Genomic DNA, 13,661 nt, shown 5'->3' with positions numbered 1-13,661 from the left:
ACCACCATCGAGGAAGCTGGTGGTCGAGTAGGCGAGACCTAGCCGAGGCGTACGAGCTTCCCAGCCCGCAGACCTACGCGCCGGACTTCTTGTCCCGTAACGGGATCAGCTCCTCGTTCCAGACGCGGAGCGCCTCTGCGGCGAGTTCCTCCGGCGAGCCGTGATTGACGAGCCAGATGTCGGCGACCTCGCGGCGCTGCTCGTCGGTGGCCTGCTTGTCGATCCGCTGGCGGGCATCCTCGCGGTCCATGCCCCGGTGCTGCACCAGGCGGTCCAGGCGCACATCGGCGTCGGTGTGCACGACGACGACGGCGTCGTACAGCGGTGCCATGCCGTTCTCGACCAGGAGCGGTACGTCGTGCAGGATGATCGCGTCGTCGGGCGCCGCCGCGAAGAGTTCGGCCGTGCGGGCGCCGATCAGTGGATGCGTGACGGCATTGAGCTTCTGAGTGCTCTGCGCATCGGTGAACGCGCGCGCCGCGAGGGCGGCGCGGTCCAGCGCGCCGTGGTCGTCGAGGATCTCCGGCCCGAACGCCTCGACCAGGGCGGCCAGCCCCGCGCTGCCGGGCGCGACCACCTCGCGCGCAATGGCGTCGGAGTCGACCAGGTAGGCGCCCTGCTCGACGAAAGTTCGGGCAACGGTCGATTTGCCGGCGCCGATACCGCCGGTCAGTCCTACTTTGATCACGCTCTCCAGTCTGGCAGAGGTTCGCTCACCCCTGGCGGTCGCGCCGCCGTTGCAGCGTCACCGCGACACCACTGGCGGCGGCGCGCACCGCGTCCGCGTGCTGCTCGGGCCGGAATCGATGCACGGGTCCGGTGGCGCTGATCGCCGCGATCACCGCGCGGTCGTCGTCGAAAACGGGCGCAGCGACGCACGCGATGCCGGGCGCGGATTCCTCGTACTCGTAGGCCACGCTGTACTCGCGGATCGCCTGCAAATGCTTCTCCAGCAGCCCGGGGGCGACGATGGTGCGCGGGGTGCGGCGCACCAGGGCGCCGGTCAGCACTTCGTGACGCAACTCCATCGGGGCGTGTGCGAGCAGAGCCTTGCCGATTCCGGTGCAGTGCAAAGGCATCCGGCCGCCGACCCGGGAGGGCGCGCTCGCCTGACGATGTCCGCCGATCTTCGCCACGTACATCACCTCGTGGTCTTCCAGCACTCCGAGATGAACGGTTTCGCGCGTCCGGTCGTAGACGTCTTGCAGAAAGGGCATGGCGATCTCGGTGAGACTGCGTTCGGCGGAGGCACGCATGCCGAGTTCGAACAGGCCGCCGGAGAGGCGATAGCCGTTGCTGGTGCGCTCCAGCAGCCGGGCGGCGGTGAGCTCACCGGCCAATCGGTGGACGGTGGCCTTGTGCAGGCCGGTGCGACGGACGAGTTCGGCCAGGGGCAGGTACGGATCGTCGGTGCCGAAGGCGTGCAGGATCGCCGTCACCTTGCCCACGACGGTGTCGAGGCCGGGTGGTTGCTGGGATCGGGTGGTGCTCACCCACCGAGCGTATCGCTGAGCGAGACGGAATGCTTGGGCTCGACGAAGCCCTCGAGGACGATCGTGCCATGACAGCAACTGAGTCCCGAGCTCCCGGCGCGAGCGGCGCCGATGCCGAAACCGAAGCCGCCGCACGACTGCTCGCGGCCCTGACCTCGCATCGCGCATGCCGCCCGGTCCGAGAGCTGATCGGCCCGACCGATCTCGCCGCCGCTTATCGCGTGCAGGAGCAGATCACCGCGGGCCGGGTCGCCGGAGGCGCGGCGATCGTCGGCCGCAAGATCGGCCTGACCAGCAAGGCGGTGCAAGACCAGATGGGCGTCGATCAGCCCGACTTCGGTGTGCTGTTCGACGACATGGCCTACCAGGACGGGGCCGTCGTACCGATCGGTCGCCTTCTGCAGCCCAAGGCCGAGGCGGAAGTGGCATTCGTGCTGGGCGCCGATCTCGCCGACGGCCCGCTGGACGTGCACCAGGTCCGGGCCGCGATCGACTACGGCGTGGCGGCGATCGAGGTCTGCGACAGCCGGATCGACGGCTGGGACATCGCCTTCGCCGACACCGTCGCCGACAACGCCTCCTCGGGGGTGTATGTGCTGGGCCGGGATCGGCTGACTCTCGACGAGTTCAGCCCTGTCGACGTCGGTATGAGGATGCTGATCAACGGCGACGAGGTGTCGACGGGCGAGGGCGCCGCATGTCTGGGGGATCCGCTCAACGCGGTGGCCTGGCTGGCGCGAGCCGCGCGTGACTTCGGCGAGCCGCTGCGGGCCGGTCAGGTGATCCTCTCCGGAGCACTCGGCCCGATGCGCCCGCTGTCGGCCGGCGACGAGGTGAGCGTCGAGATCAGCGGACTCGGCTCGGTCCGCGCCCGATTCGAATAGAGGAAGAACAGATGAGAACCAAGACCAAAGTCGCGATCATCGGGTCGGGCAACATCGGCACCGATCTGATGATCAAGGTGATGGAGAACGCCAAGCACCTCGAGATGGGTGCGATGGTGGGCATCGACCCCGACTCCGACGGACTGGCCCGCGCTGCCGCGCTCGGCGTCCCGACGACGTCCGACGGCGTCGAGGGCCTGGTGGCACTGCCGGACTTCGAGGAGATCGACATCGTCTTTGACGCCACGTCGGCGAAGGCGCACAAGCATCACGTCGAGGTGCTCCGCCCGCACGGCAAGCGTCTGATCGACCTGACGCCCGCGGCGGTCGGGCCGTACGTGGTGCCCTCGGTGAACCTGGACGATCACCTGGACGCGCCCGTCGTCAACATGGTGACCTGCGGGGGCCAGGCGACCATACCGGTGGTCGCGGCGGTGTCCCGCGTCGTGCCGGTCGCCTATGCCGAGATCGTGGCGTCGATTGCCTCGAAGTCGGCCGGTCCGGGCACCCGCGCGAACATCGACGAGTTCACCGAGACCACCGCGGGCGCCATCGAGCAGGTCGGCGGCGCGCGGCGCGGCAAGGCGGTGATCATCCTGAACCCGGCCGAGCCGCCGCTGATGATGCGCGACACGGTGTACACGCTGGTCCAGGCGCCCGACCTGGACACCCAGGAGCAGATCCGGTTGTCGGTGGAGAAGATGGTCGACGACGTGTCCGCCTACGTGCCCGGTTACCGCCTCAAGCAGAAGGTGCAGATCACCGAGATCCCCGAGTCCACGCCGGTGGAGACGCTGCTGGCCGACCGGGAGGACCCTTCGGCCGAGCCCGCGGACTCGCGTCCGACCCACCAGGTCTCGGTCTTCCTGGAGGTGGAGGGTGCGGCGGACTATCTGCCTGCCTACGCCGGGAACCTCGACATCATGACCTCGGCCGGACTGCAGGTGGCCGAGCGTATCGCCGCCGGTAAGGAGAACTGACGATGTCCTTTCGACAAGCTCAAGGAGCGGCGGAATCGGCTCGAGGAGCGGCGGAATCGGCTCGAGGAGCGGCGGAATCGGCTCAAGGAGCGGCGGAATCGGCTCGAGGAGCGGCGGAATCAGCTCGCGGACCGGCCATCTATGTTCAGGACGTCACCCTTCGTGACGGCATGCACGCGGTCCGGCATCGGATCTCCCCGGAGGACGTGCAGCGGATCGTCGCCGCGCTCGACGCGGCCGGCGTGGACGCGATCGAGGTGGCGCACGGCGACGGCATCTCCGGCGGCACGGTGAACTACGGTCCCGGGTCCCACACCGACTGGGAATGGATCGAGGCCGCCGCCGACGCCGTCGACGGCGCCGTCCTCACGACCCTGATGCTGCCCGGAGTCGGGACCGTCAAGGAACTCGAGCGCGCCTATCGCCTCGGGGTCCGCTCGGTCCGCGTCGCCACCCACTGCACCGAGGCCGACGTCTCGGCGCAGCACATCGGTGCGGCCAAGGAGATCGGCATGGACGTCTCCGGGTTCCTCATGCTGTCGCACATGAGCGACCCGGCGTCGCTCGCGCAGCAGGCGAAGCTCATGGAGTCCTACGGCGCGGACTGCGTCTACGTCACCGACTCCGGCGGCCGACTGACGATGGGCGACGTCGAGGCCCGGGTGAAGGCTTACCGCGACGTGCTCGATCCGAAGACCCAGATCGGTATCCACGCCCACGAGAATCTCTCGCTCTCCGTCGCGAATTCCGTTGTGGCGGTGCAGAACGGTGTCTACCGAGTGGACGCATCGCTGGCCGGCCACGGCGCCGGCGCGGGTAACTGCCCCATCGAGCCGTTCGTCGCGGTGGCGAACCTGCTGGGATTCGACCACCGTTGCGATCTGAATGCCCTTGAGGACGCCGCCGACGACATCGTGCGCCCGCTGCAGGACCGCCCGGTGCGGGTGGACCGGGAGACTCTGACGCTCGGATATGTGGGCGCGTACTCGTCGTTCCTCCGGCACGCGGAAGCCGCGGCGGCGCGCTACGACCTCGACGTCCGCGACATTCTGACGGTGTGCGGCGAGCGCCGCCTCGTCGGCGGTCAGGAGGACATGATCGTCGACATCGCGCTGACCCTCGTGGAGGAGCGAGAGGCCGTGGGGGCTCACTCCCAGACGTAGTCGCCGAGGATCTCCGCGCAGAAGGCGATCCGGCTGGCCGGGCTGCTCCGGACGTCGAAGGCGAAGACCTTCAGCTTGTCCGAGCCGGTGCAGTTCGGCACGCGCGCCGAGTCGGCCCGTTCGGTCACCCTGAGCCGGGTCGTGGTGGGCGTCGAGCTCAGCGAACAGGCGACGGTCTTCAGTTCGACGTCGAAGGAGGACTGCTCGTAGCAGGTGCCCACCTGCCAGTTCGGGATCAGGCAGAGATAGTCCGAGCTCGCGCCGATCCCGTACTCGTAGACGTAGCTGTAGTAACCGGCCGATTCACAGGCGTCCTTCGACGGGAGTTTGGCGCCGACGATGTACGACGGTGGGCTCGCGTCGTCGCACGAGATGCCCTCGGTGTCGACGTCCGACGTCGTGCCGGTCACGGTGATGCACGATCCCACCTCGGTGGACCTCACGGTGTCGCCGCCGGGCCTCGACGAGGTGACCGGAGTGTCGGCGGTGCTGCGGGACGACGACGGCGCCGCGGCGTCATCGCCGTCCGAACGACTGATCGTGATCAGCGCGACTGCCCCCACGGCGATGAGCACCACCAAGACGATCCCCGTGATGATGATCGGCGCCGACGACTTCGGCTTCGGCGGAGGCGGCCCGGACGGGGCGGCGTAGTACGGGCCGGCGTTGGGCGCCGGTCCGCGGGGAGGATGCCCGTACGGGGCTTGTCCGTACTGCGGCTGTCCGTACTGAGGCTGCCCGTACGGGGCTGGTCCGTAGGGTGACGGCCCGACCGACGGGCCCTGGCGCGGCCCCGGACGTCGGTACTGCTGCGTGGGGTCGTAGCCGGGGTGCGATTCGGGAGGGCCGTTCGGCGGAGGGGTCGTCATAGCGTGGTCTCGACTCTGAAGCTTCTCGAAGGGGCGGTCTCGCGACGAGGCCCGGCCCGCTGGATGTTCCGCGGGCCGGGCCGGTCGAACGCGGACGGTGGTGCCGCCCGGATGGCGCTGCTATTGCCAGGTGTAGTCGCCGAGGATCTCGGCGCAGAAGCCGACCTGGCGAGCCGGGTCACTCTGGATGTCGAACGCGAACACCTTCAGGCTCTCCGAGCCGGTGCAGTTCGGCACGTTCTTGGAGTCGGCGCGCTCGGTGATCTTGAACCGAGTGGTGACCACGGACGACGTCTCCGAGCAGGCGACGGTCTTGAGCTCGACTCCGATCGTCGACTGCTCGTAGCACGTGTCCACCTGCCAGTTCGGCACCAGGCACAAGTACTCGCTGCTCGAGGCGCGACCGTACTCATAGACGTAGCTGTAGTAGCCGGCGGACTCGCAGGCTGCCGACGACTCGAGCTTGGCGCCGACGATGTACGACGGAGTGCTCGCGTCGTCGCACGAGATGCCCTTGGTCTCGACGTTCGCCGTCGAACCGGTCACCGTGATGCACGATCCCACCGACGTGGTGCGGACGGTCTCGCCGTCGTCGCCGCCGCGGAACAAGCTGAAACCGACGATCGCGCCGACGATGACGGCAGCCACCACGACGGCACCGATGATCTTGCCGGTCGCGGACTTCTTGGGGGCGGGCGGCGGGAATCCGGGAGCCCCGGGCGCCGCCGGCGGAAAGCCCGGCGGAGGAGGATAGGCGCCGGGCGCGCCGGGTGCCGCGTGGCCGGGTGCACCGGTCTGTCCCGCAGCAGGCTGCGGCTGGCCGGGCTGGAGCGGCTGCTGCGGCTCGCCGGGCTGCTGGGGCTGTCCGGGCGGGGGAGGTGTCGTCATGATGTCCCGACTCTCGAAGTGGCATATGAGGGAATTGATCCGGGCTGATTCTGGCACAGGCGGACTCCGCCGTCGACGGCGCGTCGACGTGAGTCACCGCGCGAAGTCCGCGGGGTCGAGTGCGGTCAGCGGCGTCCACTGGACGATGCCGCTCTCACCGGCGTGACGGTCACCCAGTGCGTCCTGAAATCCCCGGAGCGAGAGCGCCAGCCGTGGATCCTCGTCGACGTGTCGCACGGTCCGATACATCAGTGCCAGCGCGTGGACGCAACGCGGCGTGCGGGCCCGGCACGAGCAGTCGATCGCGGCGAGCTCCACCGGGTCGTCGCCGGTCATCGCGTGGACGTCTCCGGTCAGCCGGCTCGACGTCGGCGCGGCCCCCACTGCCGCAGCGACCGCCTGCGCGGTCTCCCGGCGCATCGGGCGGAACTCGAGCGTGGCGACCGACGCCTGGCCGCCGCGGACCACAGTGCCGCGGATCGCCCGGCCGTCGATCTGCACGTCGGTGATCGCGGTACGCGCGAGGGTCCGTGCGCGGGGCAGCAGCGGCTCGGGCCTGGTGACCCGGAGCGGCTCTGCCAGACGCAAATAGTCGCGGCCCCACGGCGTGTAGCCGAACTCGGCGGCAGGATCGGTCATGACGACTCCTCCCGGCGGCGACGCAGTACCTCGATCAGGCGCTCGTCGGAGAGTTCGGTGAGCAAGGCCAGCGCACCGGTGTCGGAGTCGAGGTCGAGGGCGGTCTTGCGGTGGTGCATGGCCGCGATGTGCTCCTCCAGTGTGCCCGCGGTGGTGAGCGTCGTGACGGTGACGATTCGCTCCTGCCCGATCCGATGCACTCGATCGGTGGCCTGGGCCTCGACGGCGGGATTCCACCATCGGTCGAAGTGCACCACGTCGGCGGCCCGGGTCAAGGTGAGTCCGGTGCCCGCCGCCTTCAGGCTCGCGACGAGGATGCCGCAACCCGCGCCCGATTGGTACTCGTCGACGATCCTGTCACGTTCGGCAAGGGAGAGGCCGCCGTGCAAGAACGGAGCTTCCGCGTTCAACGCAGTGCCGAGGTGCCGGGCCAACAGCTCTCCGGTCTGCCGATACTGCGTGAAGACCACGGTCGGGCAGCGGTTCTCGACGTTGGTCAGCACGATGTCGGTGCAGACGTCCAGTTTGCCCGAGCGGCCCTCGAGTCGGCCTGCGAACGGCGCGGGGCTCACCAGTGCAGGATGATTGCACACCTGCTTGAGGTGCGTCAGGGCGGTCAGGATCGCGCCGCGTCGTGCCATTCCGGTGCCGAAGCCCTCGGATTCGGCGCGATCGAGGATCGCGTCGTACAGGCGTTCCTGCTCGTCGGTGAGATCGCACTCGACGTCGTTGTGCAGTTTGGGTCCGAGGTCTGCGGCGACGCCGGCCTTGGTCCGGCGCAGCACGTGCGAGGAGACGGCGTCCAGCATGCGGGCCTTGGCCTCCGCCGAACCGGACTGGATCGGCAGTGTGTATCGCCGCCGGAACAGCGCGCGGTTGCCGAAATCGGCGGGGGCCACCAGGTTGAGCAGTGCCCACAGTTCGTCCAAGTGATTCTCCACCGGTGTTCCGGTCAGCGCGATCCGGGATCGGGCGTCGAGGGCGCGGGCGGCCCGCGCCACCTGGGTGCGGGGGTTCTTCAGGGCCTGCGCCTCGTCGAATACCACTGTTGCCCAGGGGATCTCGGCAAGAGTCGCGCCGTGCCGCCGCAGGGTCGGGTACCCCGTCACGACGACGAGCGGCGGCTCGGACTCGTGGGCCGGACGCACCGAGTTGTTCACTGGTCGAGCGGGGCTGTTCGCTGGTCGAGCGGCGTCGAGACCACCGCCGCGGTAGTCTGTTGCGCGCAGCGCGTCCGGGGCCCACCGGCTGATCTCCCGGAGCCAGTTCGACACCAGGCCGGTAGGGCAGACGATCAAGACCGGACCGGTGCCGGCGTCCACGAGGTGTGCGACGGTCTGGAGCGTCTTGCCCAGGCCCATCTCGTCGGCCAGGATCACGCCTGTCCTGAGCTCTGTCGAAGGGCCTGTCTTGAGCTCCGTCGAAAGACCTGTCGCCTCGGCCAGCCAGGAGACCCCGCGCAGCTGGTAGTCGCGGAGTTCTGCGTGTACGCGGCCGGCGAGGCGCTCTGCGACGCGGCGCGTCTCGGTGAACGCTCGGCGGGCGTAGGCCTCTGAGACCACCGCGTCCCCGGCGTTGTTGCACAGCGCATGGGCGACAGGCGGCAGACGGATATCGGCGTCCGGGTCGTGGAGCAGGGCACGCCAGGCGGCGACGGTGGGCGAGTCCGACGCGGGCAGCCGGTCGACGGGCACCACGGTGCCGGCGACCGCCGTGGGTTCGAGCGTCTTCTCCCGCCCGTAGCCGACCGGTTGCGGCACCACGAAGGTCTCGGTGGGCCCAGAAGAATCGGACGCGGGGGACGCCGGGGGCGGGGACCAGAGCGCGAAGGCGTGACGATCGGGTAGGTAGGTCGCGTGCAGCGCGGCCGGGCGTGACCGGGTGATCGGGCGGCTCCTCTGTGGCTGTGCAGTTACTCGTACAGTGTACGAGTAACTGGCGCAGTGTGCCAGCGGCCGGATTCAGGGGCGGTCGAGCCAGGTCAGAGGTTCGCCGGCCTGTGAATCGAGCCAGGTCTGTATCCCCCCGGTGATCGCCGCGCCGGTCAGAGCCCGGACTGCGATCGCCACGGCGTCGGTGGCTTCGGCGGTGCTGACCAGTCCGGCGGCGTGGGCGTCGAAGAGCTCGTCGACGTCGATCAGTTCCAGGGGCGTGCCCGGCACGTCGATCAGGTCCAGGTACCAGTCGAGGGCGTGCCAGCGGCCGTGGTCGTCGGGGCCGTGGAACCGGCCGACGTCCAGGTACAGCCGCTGGCGCACGCGATGGCCCGCGGTGAAATGGAAGATGTTGGCCCGCAGTCCGAGTGACGGCAGCAACCAGGTCTCCAGGTGGCTGAACCGGGGGTGGTCGGCGGTGCGCGACATGTACAGCCCGTACTCGGTGGCGCGATACTCCAGGACCGGCCGGACGAAGCCCTTGTTGTCGGTGTTGGTCATCGCGGGGACGTCGAACACCTCGCGCTTGGGCGGATGCGGCTCGGTGAGGTGTGCCGGCTCAGACACTGGTCACTGCTCCGTCCGCGGCGACGGTGAATGCCGGGTTGTAGACGAAGTCCCAGCGGAACCCGTCCGGATCGGCGATGCACGCGCTGACTCCGCCCCAGTCTTGTCTGCGGGGTTCGCCGATCGGCGACGCGCCCGCGGCGACGGCCCGGCGGTAGAGCGCTTCGACGAGCGCCTCGTCGGACACGTTGTGGCCCAGCGACATCGGCGGCGCGAGTGGGCTGTGGCCCACGCTGCCGTACTCGCCGGGCATGGACGCGACGTTCCACAGGGCCAGGAGCAGGCCGGGCCCGGCCTGCACAAACGCGATCTCGTCGCCCATCCGGCTGATCGGCGCGAAGCCGAGGCCTTCGGTGTAGAAACGGTGCGCGGTCTCGACGTCTCGGACGCCCAGGGTGATCGCGGTGACATGGGGAATCGGTGTGCCGGCCATGTTCGCAAGATTAGGCGCGGTGTCGGACATCTGCTGAGGCTTCGCCCGGCGGATGCATGCGCGCATTCATTCTTGACAATAATTTTCATCAAGCTGTTCACTGGCCCGCATGCGAAACACCACCAAACTCCTGGCCCTGTCCTCCGTGGCGGTGCTCGGCCTGGTCGGCTGCTCTTCCGGCAGCGACGACGCGTCGACCGCCTCCAGCGCGCCTGCACAGCAGGCCGCCGAGCACCAGACCGCACAACCGCGTCTGGTCCTGACCTATGACGGCGGGCTCGCCGTGATCGATGCGCGAACGCTGGAGAACGTGTCGGACATTCCGGTCGAGGGATTCACGCGCGTGAACGACGCCGGCGACGGGCGCTATGTCTTCGTCTCGACCGACAGCGGCTTCCGACTGCTCGATGTCGGCACCTGGACCGAGGCGCACGGCGATCACGGACACTCGTACACGGCCGAGCCGGTGTTCACCGACACCGTCTACCGCGGCGAGAAGCCCGGACACGTCGTCGTGCACGACGGCAAGACCGCTCTGTTCACCGACGGCACCGGTGAGGTCCGAATCCTCGACTCGGCGAAGATCGGGTCGGACGGCGCGGTGATCGAGGACTTCACGGTGGAGCCCCACCACGGGGTGGCGGTCGCCCGCACGGACGGGAGCGTCGTCGTCTCGGTGGGCGACACCGACAGCCGCACCGGGGCGATCATCCGTGGCGCGGACGGGGCGACACTCGCCGCCAACGATCAGTGCCCCGGTCTCCACGGTGAGGCGGCCGCACAGGGCGGCGCCGTGACCTTCGGCTGTGAGGACGGCGTTCTCATGGTGAAGGGTGACGAGTTCACCAAGATCAAGGCCGCCGCTCCGTATGCGCGGATCGGCAACCAGGCCGGCAGCGAGGCCTCTCCGATCATTCTCGGCGACTACAAGACTGACAAAGACGCCGAGCACGAGCGTCCGCGCCAGTTCTCGCTCACCGACACCCGCACCGGAACCATCCGCGTGGTCGACATCGACACCACCTACAGCTTCCGTTCGCTGGGGCGCGGCCCGAACGGCGAGGCGCTCATCCTCGGCGCCGACGGCAAACTGCACGTCTTCGATCCGGAGACCGGCCGGGAGACGGCCGCCTACTCGGTGATCGACCCATGGACCGAGCCCGACGACTGGAAGGACGCGATGCCCGACCTGCACGTCCTGGGCGCCACCGCGTACATCACCGACCCGGCCAAGCAGCGGATTCTCGCGGTGAACCTGACCGACGGCACGGTGATCGCCGAGAAGTCCACCGGCAAGACCAATCTGGAGATGACCGGCGTCACGGGCTGAGCGTCGTCGGCCAGCATGCCCGAGGGACCAGGCGGTCTCGGACGAATCGTCCGAGGCCGCCTGTTCTCGTGTGCACGGCAGTCTGACCTCGAAGGTTGCCTGTGGAGGCGGCAGATGCGATCGTCGCAGGGCAGTCGACCGGGGGCCACCGGGATCCGTTCGACCGGATGATCGGCGCCCAGGCGGCCAGGCGCGGATTGACGATCGCCACCAGCGATCGCACATCCAGGAAGCCTTGCCGACCCCGGTCCTCGACACGCGCCGCTGAGTGTCGGACCTCCGCATTATCCTGGCCCCATGGCATTCGCAGCAGAGCAGCCGATCGTCGCGCACTCGGAGTACCGGCCCATCGGCGAGGTGGAGCGCTCGAGCGCCGCGTTCGAGGTGATCAGCGATCTGGAGCCGGCGGGGGACCAGCCCACCGCCATCGCCGACCTGGAGCGGCGTCTCAACGGCGGTGAGAAGGACATCGTCCTGATGGGCGCGACGGGTACCGGAAAATCGGCCACCACGGCCTGGCTCATCGAGAAGATGCAGCGCCCGACGCTGGTGATGGCGCCGAACAAGACCCTTGCGGCCCAGCTCGCCAACGAACTCCGTGAGATGCTTCCGAACAACGCTGTGGAGTACTTCGTCTCCTACTACGACTACTACCAGCCCGAGGCCTATATCGCGCAGACAGACACCTACATCGAGAAGGACAGCTCGATCAACGACGACGTCGAGCGGCTGCGGCATTCGGCGACGTCGAGCCTGCTGTCCCGCCGTGACGTGGTAGTGGTGGCGTCCGTCTCGTGCATCTACGGTCTCGGCACGCCGCAGAGCTACCTCGACCGGTCGGTGGAACTCTCCGTCGGGGAGCAGATCGACCGCGATGCGCTGTTGCGCCTGCTCGTCGACATCCAGTACGACCGCAACGACGTCTCCTTCACCCGCGGCGGCTTCCGGGTGCGCGGCGACACCGTCGAGATCATCCCGTCGTACGAGGAACTCGCGATCCGTATCGAGTTCTTCGGCGACGAGGTGGAAGCGCTCTACTACCTCCACCCGCTGACCGGCGACGTGATCCGCCAGGTCGACTCCCTCCGGATTTTCCCCGCCACCCACTACGTCGCGGGTCCCGAGCGCATGGCGAGGGCGATCGAGGGGATCGAGAAAGAGCTGGAACAGCGTCTGGAAGAGTTCGAACGGCAGGGCAAACACCTAGAGGCGCAACGTCTTCGCATGCGAACCAATTACGACGTCGAGATGATGCGCCAGGTCGGCTTCTGCTCGGGCATCGAGAACTACTCGAGGCACATCGACGGCCGCGGCCCCGGAACGGCGCCGGCCACCCTGATCGACTACTTCCCGGACGACTTCCTCCTGGTGATCGACGAGTCGCATGTGACGGTCCCGCAGATCGGTGCCATGTACGAGGGCGACATGTCGCGCAAGAGGAACCTGGTGGAGTTCGGCTTCCGGCTGCCGTCTGCCGTCGACAACCGCCCGCTCACCTGGGACGAGTTCGTCGACCGCATCGGCCAGACCGTCTACCTCTCGGCGACCCCGGGCCCCTACGAGCTGGGCCAGTCCGGCGGCGAGTTCGTGGAACAGGTGATCCGGCCCACCGGCCTCCTCGACCCCAAGATCGTCGTCAAGTCCACCAAGGGCCAGATCGACGACCTGGTCCACGAGATCCGGGAGCGGACCGAGAAGGACGAGCGCGTCCTGGTCACCACCCTCACCAAGAAGATGGCCGAGGACCTCACCGACTACCTGCTGGAACTCGGGATCCGTGTGCGCTACTTGCACTCCGAGGTCGACACGCTGCGGCGCGTCGAACTGCTCCGGCAGCTCCGCAGCGGAGAGTACGACGTGCTGGTCGGCATCAACCTGCTCCGCGAGGGCCTCGACCTCCCGGAGGTGTCGCTGGTCGCGATCCTCGACGCGGACAAAGAGGGATTCCTGCGCAGTACCACGTCGCTCATTCAGACCATCGGGCGCGCGGCACGCAACGTGTCGGGTGAGGTGCACATGTACGCCGACAGGATCACCGACTCGATGCAGAACGCCATCGACGAGACCGACCGCCGTCGTGCCAAGCAGATCGCCTACAACGAAGAGAAGGGCGTCGATCCGCAGCCGCTGCGCAAGAAGATCAACGACATTCTCGACCAGGTGTACGCCGAGGCCGAGGACACCGTCGAGGTGGGCGGATCGGGACGCAACGCGAGCCGCGGGCGCCGCGCTCAGGGAGAAGTGAGCAAGTCGGTGAGTGCCGGGGTGATCGAACAGCGGGACACTTCGTCCATGCCGAGGGCGGAACTGGCCGATCTGGTCCAGGAACTCACTGACCAAATGATGAACGCGGCCCGGGACCTCCAATTCGAGCTGGCCGCCCGGCTGCGCGACGAGATCGCTGACTTGAAGAAGGAACTGCGAGGGATGGACGCCGCTGGGATCAAGTAGCGGCGCTTTCTCGTCCCTACCGTTCAGTAA

14 protein-coding genes are annotated in these 13,661 nt (G+C 68.4%); 6 read left to right on the top strand and 8 right to left on the bottom strand.

The window, feature by feature from the left end:
* Positions 1–73: 73 nt before the first annotated feature.
* Positions 74–688, bottom strand: coding sequence for a dephospho-CoA kinase (gene coaE / locus C6V83_RS12305; protein WP_105942636.1), 615 nt, complete (start codon positions 686–688; stop codon positions 74–76).
* A 25-nt stretch (positions 689–713) separates the two neighbouring features.
* Positions 714–1,493 carry an IclR family transcriptional regulator gene (locus C6V83_RS12300; protein ID WP_234353711.1) on the bottom strand — a complete coding sequence of 260 codons (780 nt, stop codon included), beginning with the start codon at positions 1,491–1,493 and terminating at the stop codon, positions 714–716.
* Between the two features lie 68 nt (positions 1,494–1,561).
* Between C6V83_RS12300 and C6V83_RS12295 the strand changes: the two genes are divergently transcribed.
* The 3 genes from C6V83_RS12295 to dmpG all read left to right on the top strand — a co-directional run bounded on the left by C6V83_RS12295 (position 1,562) and on the right by dmpG (position 4,520).
* The gene (locus C6V83_RS12295; protein ID WP_105942634.1) at positions 1,562–2,377 is read left to right on the top strand and encodes a 2-keto-4-pentenoate hydratase; all 816 of its coding nucleotides are present in this window, start codon (positions 1,562–1,564) and stop codon (positions 2,375–2,377) included.
* An 11-nt stretch (positions 2,378–2,388) separates the two neighbouring features.
* Positions 2,389–3,357, top strand: coding sequence for an acetaldehyde dehydrogenase (acetylating) (locus tag C6V83_RS12290; protein WP_105942633.1), 969 nt, complete (start codon positions 2,389–2,391; stop codon positions 3,355–3,357).
* A 137-nt stretch (positions 3,358–3,494) separates the two neighbouring features.
* On the top strand, positions 3,495–4,520 hold the full coding sequence (dmpG, locus tag C6V83_RS12285; protein ID WP_267893990.1) for a 4-hydroxy-2-oxovalerate aldolase: 1,026 nt from the start codon (positions 3,495–3,497) through the stop codon (positions 4,518–4,520).
* Here dmpG and C6V83_RS18515 read toward each other — a convergent pair.
* Positions 4,505–4,930, bottom strand: coding sequence for an LppU/SCO3897 family protein (locus C6V83_RS18515; protein WP_199832509.1), 426 nt, complete (start codon positions 4,928–4,930; stop codon positions 4,505–4,507). The genes dmpG and C6V83_RS18515 overlap by 16 nt on opposite strands.
* A gap of 4 nt (positions 4,931–4,934) precedes the next feature.
* Here C6V83_RS18515 and C6V83_RS18510 point away from each other — a divergent pair, with 4 nt between their 5' ends.
* Positions 4,935–5,174 carry a hypothetical protein gene (locus C6V83_RS18510; RefSeq protein WP_199832508.1) on the top strand — a complete coding sequence of 80 codons (240 nt, stop codon included), beginning with the start codon at positions 4,935–4,937 and terminating at the stop codon, positions 5,172–5,174.
* Positions 5,175–5,509: 335 nt separating this feature from the next.
* Here the strand turns inward: C6V83_RS18510 and C6V83_RS12275 are convergent, their stop codons facing one another.
* From C6V83_RS12275 to C6V83_RS12255, 5 genes are all read right to left on the bottom strand, one after another.
* Positions 5,510–6,277, bottom strand: a complete 768-nt coding sequence (locus tag C6V83_RS12275) for an LppU/SCO3897 family protein (protein WP_105942631.1) — start codon at positions 6,275–6,277, stop codon at positions 5,510–5,512.
* 93 nt (positions 6,278–6,370) lie between these two features.
* Positions 6,371–6,916 (bottom strand): hypothetical protein, encoded by a 546-nt coding sequence (locus C6V83_RS12270; RefSeq protein ID WP_105942630.1) that lies wholly within the window; start codon positions 6,914–6,916, stop codon positions 6,371–6,373.
* Positions 6,913–8,679 (bottom strand): DEAD/DEAH box helicase, encoded by a 1,767-nt coding sequence (locus C6V83_RS12265; protein ID WP_234353710.1) that lies wholly within the window; start codon positions 8,677–8,679, stop codon positions 6,913–6,915. Before C6V83_RS12265 ends, C6V83_RS12270 begins: the two co-directional genes overlap by 4 nt.
* Before the next feature lie 198 nt (positions 8,680–8,877).
* Entirely contained in the window at positions 8,878–9,351 is a 474-nt protein-coding gene (locus C6V83_RS12260) for a DUF402 domain-containing protein (RefSeq protein WP_105943915.1), read from the bottom strand.
* Between the two features lie 58 nt (positions 9,352–9,409).
* Complete coding sequence (locus tag C6V83_RS12255) at positions 9,410–9,850, bottom strand: VOC family protein (RefSeq protein ID WP_105942628.1); 441 nt, start codon at positions 9,848–9,850, stop codon at positions 9,410–9,412.
* A 109-nt stretch (positions 9,851–9,959) separates the two neighbouring features.
* Between C6V83_RS12255 and aztD the strand changes: the two genes are divergently transcribed.
* Together aztD and uvrB are read left to right on the top strand one after the other, a co-directional pair.
* A complete protein-coding gene (aztD, locus tag C6V83_RS12250; protein ID WP_105942627.1) occupies positions 9,960–11,180 on the top strand; it encodes a zinc metallochaperone AztD in 1,221 nt (406 codons plus the stop codon).
* 297 nt (positions 11,181–11,477) lie between these two features.
* Entirely contained in the window at positions 11,478–13,631 is a 2,154-nt protein-coding gene (gene uvrB, locus C6V83_RS12240; RefSeq protein ID WP_105942626.1) for an excinuclease ABC subunit UvrB, read from the top strand.
* Positions 13,632–13,661 lie beyond the last annotated feature (30 nt).

Source organism: Gordonia iterans, from assembly GCF_002993285.1.
Lineage (GTDB): Bacteria > Actinomycetota > Actinomycetes > Mycobacteriales > Mycobacteriaceae > Gordonia > Gordonia iterans.
This window is presented reverse-complemented; position numbering and strand designations above follow the sequence as displayed.

What these genes read in the sequence shown, in the direction of transcription:
- C6V83_RS12295 (WP_105942634.1), top strand. Translation starts at nt 1,562, where the DNA reads ATGACAGCAACTGAGTCCCGAGCTCCCGGCGCGAGCGGCGCCGATGCC.
- C6V83_RS12290 (WP_105942633.1), top strand. Translation starts at nt 2,389, where the DNA reads ATGAGAACCAAGACCAAAGTCGCGATCATCGGGTCGGGCAACATCGGC.
- C6V83_RS18510 (WP_199832508.1), top strand. Translation starts at nt 4,935, where the DNA reads ATGCACGATCCCACCTCGGTGGACCTCACGGTGTCGCCGCCGGGCCTC.
- C6V83_RS12275 (WP_105942631.1), bottom strand. Translation starts at nt 6,277, where the DNA reads ATGACGACACCTCCCCCGCCCGGACAGCCCCAGCAGCCCGGCGAGCCG.
- C6V83_RS12270 (WP_105942630.1), bottom strand. Translation starts at nt 6,916, where the DNA reads ATGACCGATCCTGCCGCCGAGTTCGGCTACACGCCGTGGGGCCGCGAC.
- C6V83_RS12260 (WP_105943915.1), bottom strand. Translation starts at nt 9,351, where the DNA reads ATGACCAACACCGACAACAAGGGCTTCGTCCGGCCGGTCCTGGAGTAT.
- C6V83_RS12255 (WP_105942628.1), bottom strand. Translation starts at nt 9,850, where the DNA reads ATGGCCGGCACACCGATTCCCCATGTCACCGCGATCACCCTGGGCGTC.
- aztD (WP_105942627.1), top strand. Translation starts at nt 9,960, where the DNA reads ATGCGAAACACCACCAAACTCCTGGCCCTGTCCTCCGTGGCGGTGCTC.
- uvrB (WP_105942626.1), top strand. Translation starts at nt 11,478, where the DNA reads ATGGCATTCGCAGCAGAGCAGCCGATCGTCGCGCACTCGGAGTACCGG.